Source organism: Antarcticimicrobium luteum (assembly GCF_004358185.1).
Lineage (GTDB): Bacteria > Pseudomonadota > Alphaproteobacteria > Rhodobacterales > Rhodobacteraceae > Antarcticimicrobium > Antarcticimicrobium luteum.
On the sequence record NZ_SMUV01000001.1, the window covers coordinates 1 to 1,235 of the forward strand.

General features: G+C 61.5%; 1 protein-coding gene and 1 pseudogene. Both read left to right on the forward strand.

All coding sequences use genetic code 11. The features are described 5' to 3' along the window. Positions 1-336: pseudogene (locus E1832_RS00005) on the forward strand (IS21 family transposase); the annotation flags it as partial. Further along, positions 333-1,097 (forward strand): IS21-like element helper ATPase IstB, encoded by a 765-nt coding sequence (gene istB, locus E1832_RS00010; RefSeq protein ID WP_058317429.1) that lies wholly within the window; start codon positions 333-335, stop codon positions 1,095-1,097. The pseudogene E1832_RS00005 and the gene istB, both read left to right, overlap by 4 nt. The last annotated feature ends 138 nt before the right edge of the window (positions 1,098-1,235 follow it).

Genomic DNA, 1,235 nt, shown 5'->3' on the forward strand with positions numbered 1-1,235 from the left:
CAGGCCGCGCCTCTGCAGGGCTGGGAGTTGCCCGAAGCGTTCAAAACCCTGCGCCGACTGCTGGAAGCCCGGCAGGGAAAGGCCGGCAAGCGCGAGTATGTGCAGGTCCTGCGCCTTCTGGAGCGCTTCGAGATTGACGTGCTGCATCTTGCCGTCAAAGATGCCCTGCGAATGGGAGCGGTCAGCTTCGATGCAATCAAGCACCTGATCTTGTGCAGGGTCGAGCAAAGGCCTCCGAGGCTGGATCTGGATGTCTATCCCTTCCTGCCCAGAACCAACATCACCACCACCTCCGCCGCATCCTACATGAGCCTGCTGGCAGGAGGTGGGGCATGACGGATGCACCCGAACTGCTGCTGGCCCACCATCTCAAAACGCTTCGGCTGCCCACGTTCTTGCGTGAACATGACAAGCAGGCCCGTATCTGCGCCGCTGAAGGCGTAGATCACGTGCGTTACCTGGCCCGGCTGACCGAGCTGGAACTGATCGACCGGGAACGGCGCATGGTGGAACGCCGGATCAAGGCCGCAAAGTTCCCGACCATCAAAAGCCTGGACAGCTTCGACTTCAAGGCGATCCCGTCGCTCAACAAGATGATGGTCCTGGAGCTGGCGCGCTGCGAATGGATCGAACGCAAGGAGAATGTGATCGCGCTCGGTCCCTCCGGCACCGGCAAGACCCATGTCGCCCTCGGGCTGGGACTGGCTGCCTGCCAGAAAGGATTGCCTGTCGCCTTCGTGACCGCCGCAGCCCTCGTGCACGAGATGATGGAGGCCCGCGACGAAAAACGCCTCCTGCAACTCCAGCGCAAACTCGCCAAGGTCAAACTGCTGATCATCGACGAGCTGGGATTCGTCCCCTTGAGCAAAACCGGCGCCGAGCTTCTGTTCGAGCTGATCTCACAGCGCTACGAGCGAGGGTCGACCCTGATCACAAGCAACCTGCCCTTCGAGGAGTGGACCGAAACCTTCGGCACCGAACGCCTGACCGGCGCGCTGCTGGACCGGCTGACACACCACGTCAACATCCTCGAGATGAACGGCGAAAGCTACCGCCTCAATCAAAGCCGCGCCCGCCTCGCCGCCGCTAACAAATGAACCTCACAGAATTGGCCTGACGGCCAATGCGCCTTGGACCGGGCTTGCTATATGAGGGCCGCACGCTCCAAGGCGCTCGCCCCAAACTGGCCGACTTTTGCTCCGCCACAATGGCCGAATTTTACTCCGCCGTTGACA

Excerpts from the sequence above, each read along its gene's own strand:
- istB (WP_058317429.1), top strand. The coding sequence starts at position 333 with ATGACGGATGCACCCGAACTGCTGCTGGCCCACCATCTCAAAACGCTT.